Here is a 5,249-nt window from a genome sequence, read left to right on the forward strand (position 1 = left end):
TTTTTATCAAGAAGGGCTTGCAATTCCCGAATCTCCTCGCATGAGAAACAACTTGGGCGATGGCCATTGGGTTTGGCTGATAATCGTTGGTTTTCACGGTAAGCTCTGACCCAATTGCAGATGCTAGCCGGGGTATAACCTAAAATATCTGCCAATTGCCTGGCTGTTGCTTTTCCATCAAGATACGCATGAACAGCCTTGGTTCGGATTTCTTCAGATGCAAATTTCATCTCTGCAATCTAAACGATTTTTAAATAAAATAAAAGTCAAATTGCTCTAGCCCGGTAGGAAGGGGCGCCCGCACGAATGGCCCGATATGTAGGGCAGGCCGAAAGGCGGCGGGCGGTGGCGACGAGAGCGCCGCACGGGTGGACGCCAGACACGAGCAGCCCGTGAAATTCAGAAGGTTACATCTTGTAACCGATTGGCGAATTTCGTTTCTGACCGCCGGTTTCCGGAAATGCCGGAAGCCGGCGGAACCGAAGCGGAATTTGACGGAAGAGGGTCTCACTTTTGGGATGATTTTCTTAAAAAATTCGTTTTATTTTAAATGGTTGTAAAAGGAGTTTGACTCTAAAAGTCATACCCTGTGACGGAAATTGTCGTTGCATTTCAGACAAAGCTGTCATATTTTTATCTTGTAGAAGCCGCTAACCGAAATGGGAAGCGGTTATTCAAGTCTGAAAAGGGAGATGTGCCATGCCCATGTCAGCTAAGGATGTCCTTTCAGCCTATTGGGATGACGGCAGCCTTCCGGTCGACCCTGGATATATCGCCACACAAATGGGGATTTCGGTTCTGGCCGCCCCCAATCTTGACGGCAGCGGACATTATGAGCCCACGGGCGCGAAGAACGGAGGCCCGCTTATTACTTACAATCCCAAGGAAAGTATTGTCAGGCAGCGTTTCACGATTGCTCATGAGCTTGGGCATCATGCGCTTTCGCACGGGCCTCGTGACCGAGATACTCCTGAAAATTTTACAATGATTTTTAGCGATCCCAAGGAGGTGGCCGCCAACAAATTCGCCGCCCACTTGCTTATGCCGAAGGATTTCGTACATGCATTGATTCAAGTTCGCGGTGTGCGTGAACTGGAAAAGCTTGCCTCTCTTTTCAAGGTATCCAAAGCAGCAATGCGGTATAGACTCAAGGACCTGGGTTATGGAATCCGCTGATATCTGTTCTTCCCAAGACCTTTCCGGGGGAGATAGCTCTCAATCCTCCATTATTATTACTGAAAATAATCAGCAAACCGAAATTTCGCTTGAAATACAAAGATACAGGCATAGACAATGGCTCTTCATCGCGGTTTGCATCATATGCGTCTTGCTCTATGCCATATTTTTTAGTGTGATGTGGATGTTGGTGACACACACAATCATGCTTCAAATGTTCGTCGCCCATAAGCATGTTATGGGCCTTTTGCTGGCCCTTCTGCTGGTACCGTCCGCCATGTTGTGGGGGCTGGTAAGAGCGGTATTCAGGATAGACCCCGCAAAAGAGGATTATACCAACGTGCTCAAAGAAGGATTCAAAATTCATCCCAGCTTATAAGGTTCATGCAAAACACGAGGCGGATTCTTCGGAGCCGCCCTTTTCCTTCACAGGCCGCCGGGATTCCAGCGGCCTTTTTTGTGCCTTTCGGCAAGGTTTCGCGCCCTGGTCCAAACTGCCGTCCAAGCGCGGCCCGGTCGTTTCCGGGCGTACCCTCGCCGCCGTCACCACGGCGGGAAGGAGCTGCCTTGCGCGGCGTGGGCTGGGCGGGTCTTCGGGGTTGATTGTCAAGGAGCGGAAGGCTTGCGCCTTCTGTTGACGGGAACATACTATGAGCGTTAAAACAGGTCAAGAAAAATAACGCTGACCATTAACGCGCTGATATGGTAGTATGCCCCCAAATTCTCATGGAGGGGGCTATGCCAGAGGACTTAAGAAATATGATTGAACGGGAAGCCATGCGCGTCATTGATGAGCGCCGGAAAGCCAAGAAAATGACTATTGATGACCTTGCACGGTGTCTTTATCCAGAAAAGGCACTGCCTGCCGCCCGCATGATGATACAGCGTTTGCGCGCCCCGCAGGGCAACAAGCCCCCGCGCAAAATGGACTTGGGGGAATATGTCGAGCTTGCGAAGGCTGTTGGCCTTGACCCCGCTTCTACGCTCACCATAATCATGCAACACTTTGAAGAAACAAGAATTTAGCTGGCAAAAACAATTTTTAACCCTATTCGTTAATTTTGTTGACATAAATAACGCTCAACGTTAATTTATCTTCACCAACACGCGGAAGGCCGACGAGGGCCGGGGTGAAAATAGACGACGTGCGGAGCGCCGGACTGGAGCCTTGAACCACAACCCCGGCGAGTTGGCAGTCGGGAGAAAAATGGTTAGGGTAAGACTGGAGACAGGGGATGAAGAAAGCAATCCTGAAATGAACGGCTGACGCTCTTGAAAAGCTGGCAATCGGCAGCATGTTGGTTGGGCTTTTTCAGTGCGTCAATACAGGAATTTGGCTGGGAGTTGGCTGCATGGCTGTGAGCTACATTTTAACCGCACTGGAGACAAGAATATGAATATCTGGGTATCGTTCGGGTTGGCTTGCGCGGTAATTGCGGCTGTCGGTTTTTGGGCCGCATTAACCAGCAAACATTGATATTTTTCTGAAATGAACGCATCTCTCATTATTGAGAGCTATCGTGGGAACCGGTGCCTTTCTTTTTGCCCTGTACAGCATCAGGGCGCATAAGTACCTCCCCCCCACACACAGCAGTAGGCCGTCCTTCACCAGGCGGCCTTTTTTTTGCCTTTCGGCAAGGTTTCGCGCCCTGGTCCAAACGCCGTCCAAGCGCGGCCCGGTCGTTTCCGGGCGTACTCTCGCCGTCGTCACCACGGCGGGAAGGATCTACCTTGCGCGGCGTGGGCTGGGCGGGTCTTCGGGGTGGGGCAACCGTTCGATATTTCCGAACAGTTGCTGATGTCAAAGAGCAAGAGCAGGTACGGGCTTGCCCTTGGTTGAGAGATAGGGTATTTTTTAGCTAGATACAAGAAAAAAATATCGCCTTTTTGTGCTGTAAATTTTCCGGCAAGTTAGTCCTTAGAAAAAAGGAGGGCTTCTATGCCGGAACTGAGAGAGATTGCCGTGCAGGTTGAAAGAAAAATCGTCGAACTACTGGATGAAAAGCGTAATGAAAAAGGGCTGTCTGAAGTCCAATGGGGGAAAATTGCCTACCCCGATGACAAAGACCCGCGAAGGAAAATTCAATCTATACGAAATAAGCAAAGCAATGGGCAGCCTCAACGGCTTCGCGTTCAAGACCTCATATTGCTTTCAAAGGCTCTGGGTGTTGACCCGGCCCGCATTCTGACCCGGGCAATGGACGAAAACAATTTGTAGATAGCTAAATCCTATCCTTATAGAGGGCGGTAAAACCGCCTTTTTTATATTTTTATAATGCTAAAATTTACCCTTGACGCTAGATCTGGTGTAGGGTAATTTTTAGCTACCGAACGAGCGCAATGTTCGGGGTGGTTCCGCAAAGCCGTGGGCGAAAGTCCGGCGGTAGGTTCCGGGGAAGGTGACTAACCCCGCAGGGTGACAACCTGCAAAAGAGTTCGACAACTTGCGAGATAATGGTTATCGTAAGGGAGAAGCGGATATGAAAAAACGAATTTTGGACTATCTTCAGCTTTCTCTGCAAGGTACCGGCATCGCCGCGCTGGGAACGCTAAACATTTTTGAACCTAAGCAGGAAACTTTGGTATTCGGTTGCGTATGCGTTCTGTGCGGGCTGATTATCGCCGTTTTCAACAAGGAGGCTTAGTCATGAGCATTATGACTATGGCAACTATTTTTGTGCTTGCGCTGACCGCGTGCGGCGTGCTTTACGCCATTTATGGCAAGTAACCCTCTCCCCCGCACACCACGGGCGGCTCTCATGGAGGTCAAGCCATGATTGAAATTGCCGTTCTCGTGTTCGTAGTAGCCATTGCGGCTGTGGGCTTTTACGCCACTCGCAAGCAGCATTAGCCTTTTCTGCCTTATACAAACAAAGGCCGTCCTTCACCGGGCGGCCTTTTGTTTTGCCGAATTCCCACGCTGCGCGCAGGCACACTCCCTGGAAGAAGCCCGCGCCAGGCGCGACGCATGTCGCGGACCGCGCCGCGTAAAATACCTGCCAGACCACCACGGGCCGGGGCTCATGCTCCGGCCCTCTTTTTTTGGAGGGAAGCATGAACCTTGAAAGCATCATCCGAGAGCGGGCGGACGTGCTCGCCTATGAGGCTGAACGCTATCCGGGCATCATCCAGGCACAGGAGGGCGCATGTGCTACGGCATCCGCGAATACGAGGGCAGACGGGGCGAGTCCGTACTGATCCATTTCAGATCCGCACGCCGCCGCATTATCGGCGTGCTGCCCATGCCTGACGGTACACGCGAGTCTTTTAAAGGCCGCACTATGGCTCAGGTGTTGCGGCAATGGCAGCAGGCATTGGCCGGGAGGGACTATGCGAGAACCAGACCGCGACATTGTTGATCGTATCCGGCGCTCGCTGCGGGCGCAATTGGCCGAAGCCCAGCGCCGACGCGACACGGCCAGCGCCTATATGCGCGAGCGCTACCACAACCTGCGCGCCGCCGGGCTGTGCGTCCGATGCAAGGATGAAGCCATCCCCGGCATGACGCTCTGCGCCGCCTGCCGCCTCTGGAACAATCAGCGCCGCAGCGGCGCGTCCACGGCCCCGCGCTCGCCATACAAGGACGGAAGGAGGGAACAATGAAAAACGCCTGCGATGCAGCGGCGTGACGACCTTTCCCCCGTCCGCAACTGGCGCGGCTGGCTTGCCGCCCTGGCGCTGGTGCTCCTGTTCGGCATCGGCGGCGCACTCGACAACCCGGCCGAACAGGAATCCTACCGGGACGCGGCACGGGACGCCGAAGGCATGTTCATTCCGACCGGAGAAGAGGCCAGGGCCAGACACGCACACGAAGAGCGGCCCGTACAGGCGAGTAAATCAGTCAAAAAGGAGGAGTGTCAGTGTCTGAAAAAATCACTGTCCGCTTCCCGGCCACGGCAGAGAGCGCCCTGGCCTGGATCCGCCGGGCTATGACCGTGGCCACAGTAAACGGCAATTCCCAACTTTTCAGCGCGCTCCGCCGCCATTACGTTTTTATCCGGGCGAACGGCGGCCAGGGGCAAAGGACGGTCTGAGTCATGTGTCGTCATGCGTATGAGTACCCTGGCAAGCGC

Annotated in this window: 10 protein-coding genes; 8 read left to right on the forward strand and 2 right to left on the reverse strand. The window is 53.2% G+C overall.

Annotated features, from left to right (window positions below; all coding sequences use genetic code 11):
• A partial coding sequence (locus G7Y52_RS14335) for a helix-turn-helix domain-containing protein (RefSeq protein ID WP_165065509.1) occupies positions 1–230 on the reverse strand: 230 nt, incomplete at its 3' end.
• Positions 231–699: 469 nt separating this feature from the next.
• Between G7Y52_RS14335 and G7Y52_RS14340 the strand changes: the two genes are divergently transcribed.
• The 3 genes from G7Y52_RS14340 (at position 700) to G7Y52_RS14350 (ending at position 2,202) form a co-directional block, all read left to right on the forward strand.
• Entirely contained in the window at positions 700–1,176 is a 477-nt protein-coding gene (locus G7Y52_RS14340; RefSeq protein WP_165073070.1) for an ImmA/IrrE family metallo-endopeptidase, read from the forward strand.
• Positions 1,163–1,555 carry a hypothetical protein gene (locus G7Y52_RS14345; protein ID WP_165073072.1) on the forward strand — a complete coding sequence of 131 codons (393 nt, stop codon included), beginning with the start codon at positions 1,163–1,165 and terminating at the stop codon, positions 1,553–1,555. The genes G7Y52_RS14340 and G7Y52_RS14345 overlap by 14 nt, the downstream gene beginning before the upstream one ends.
• Positions 1,556–1,914: 359 nt before the next feature.
• Complete coding sequence (locus G7Y52_RS14350) at positions 1,915–2,202, forward strand: hypothetical protein (RefSeq protein ID WP_165073074.1); 288 nt, start codon at positions 1,915–1,917, stop codon at positions 2,200–2,202.
• Positions 2,203–2,224: 22 nt separating this feature from the next.
• Here the strand turns inward: G7Y52_RS14350 and G7Y52_RS15125 are convergent, their stop codons facing one another.
• Positions 2,225–2,473: a hypothetical protein gene (locus G7Y52_RS15125; protein WP_206215335.1), complete on the reverse strand. Its 249-nt coding sequence runs from the start codon at positions 2,471–2,473 to the stop codon at positions 2,225–2,227.
• A gap of 642 nt (positions 2,474–3,115) precedes the next feature.
• On the opposite strand from G7Y52_RS15125, the gene G7Y52_RS14355 reads away from it, so the two are divergent.
• The 5 genes from G7Y52_RS14355 to G7Y52_RS15130 all read left to right on the forward strand — a co-directional run bounded on the left by G7Y52_RS14355 (position 3,116) and on the right by G7Y52_RS15130 (position 5,109).
• Positions 3,116–3,394 carry a hypothetical protein gene (locus tag G7Y52_RS14355; RefSeq protein ID WP_165073076.1) on the forward strand — a complete coding sequence of 93 codons (279 nt, stop codon included), beginning with the start codon at positions 3,116–3,118 and terminating at the stop codon, positions 3,392–3,394.
• 262 nt (positions 3,395–3,656) lie between these two features.
• Positions 3,657–3,821 (forward strand): hypothetical protein, encoded by a 165-nt coding sequence (locus tag G7Y52_RS14360; protein ID WP_165073078.1) that lies wholly within the window; start codon positions 3,657–3,659, stop codon positions 3,819–3,821.
• A 501-nt stretch (positions 3,822–4,322) separates the two neighbouring features.
• Positions 4,323–4,535 carry a hypothetical protein gene (locus G7Y52_RS14365; RefSeq protein ID WP_165073080.1) on the forward strand — a complete coding sequence of 71 codons (213 nt, stop codon included), beginning with the start codon at positions 4,323–4,325 and terminating at the stop codon, positions 4,533–4,535.
• On the forward strand, positions 4,507–4,779 hold the full coding sequence (locus tag G7Y52_RS14370; protein WP_165073082.1) for a hypothetical protein: 273 nt from the start codon (positions 4,507–4,509) through the stop codon (positions 4,777–4,779). The genes G7Y52_RS14365 and G7Y52_RS14370 overlap by 29 nt, the downstream gene beginning before the upstream one ends.
• Before the next feature lie 12 nt (positions 4,780–4,791).
• Positions 4,792–5,109 (forward strand): hypothetical protein, encoded by a 318-nt coding sequence (locus G7Y52_RS15130; RefSeq protein ID WP_206215336.1) that lies wholly within the window; start codon positions 4,792–4,794, stop codon positions 5,107–5,109.
• The last annotated feature ends 140 nt before the right edge of the window (positions 5,110–5,249 follow it).

This window comes from Desulfovibrio sp. ZJ200, assembly GCF_011039095.1.
GTDB lineage: Bacteria > Desulfobacterota > Desulfovibrionia > Desulfovibrionales > Desulfovibrionaceae > Desulfovibrio.

Bases quoted from the DNA above. Each gene is read 5' to 3' on its own strand.
- G7Y52_RS14340 (WP_165073070.1), top strand. From the start codon at position 700: ATGCCCATGTCAGCTAAGGATGTCCTTTCAGCCTATTGGGATGACGGC.
- G7Y52_RS14345 (WP_165073072.1), top strand. From the start codon at position 1,163: ATGGAATCCGCTGATATCTGTTCTTCCCAAGACCTTTCCGGGGGAGAT.
- G7Y52_RS14350 (WP_165073074.1), top strand. From the start codon at position 1,915: ATGCCAGAGGACTTAAGAAATATGATTGAACGGGAAGCCATGCGCGTC.
- G7Y52_RS15125 (WP_206215335.1), bottom strand. From the start codon at position 2,473: ATGCTGCCGATTGCCAGCTTTTCAAGAGCGTCAGCCGTTCATTTCAGG.
- G7Y52_RS14355 (WP_165073076.1), top strand. From the start codon at position 3,116: ATGCCGGAACTGAGAGAGATTGCCGTGCAGGTTGAAAGAAAAATCGTC.
- G7Y52_RS14360 (WP_165073078.1), top strand. From the start codon at position 3,657: ATGAAAAAACGAATTTTGGACTATCTTCAGCTTTCTCTGCAAGGTACC.
- G7Y52_RS14365 (WP_165073080.1), top strand. From the start codon at position 4,323: ATGTGCTACGGCATCCGCGAATACGAGGGCAGACGGGGCGAGTCCGTA.
- G7Y52_RS14370 (WP_165073082.1), top strand. From the start codon at position 4,507: ATGCGAGAACCAGACCGCGACATTGTTGATCGTATCCGGCGCTCGCTG.
- G7Y52_RS15130 (WP_206215336.1), top strand. From the start codon at position 4,792: ATGCAGCGGCGTGACGACCTTTCCCCCGTCCGCAACTGGCGCGGCTGG.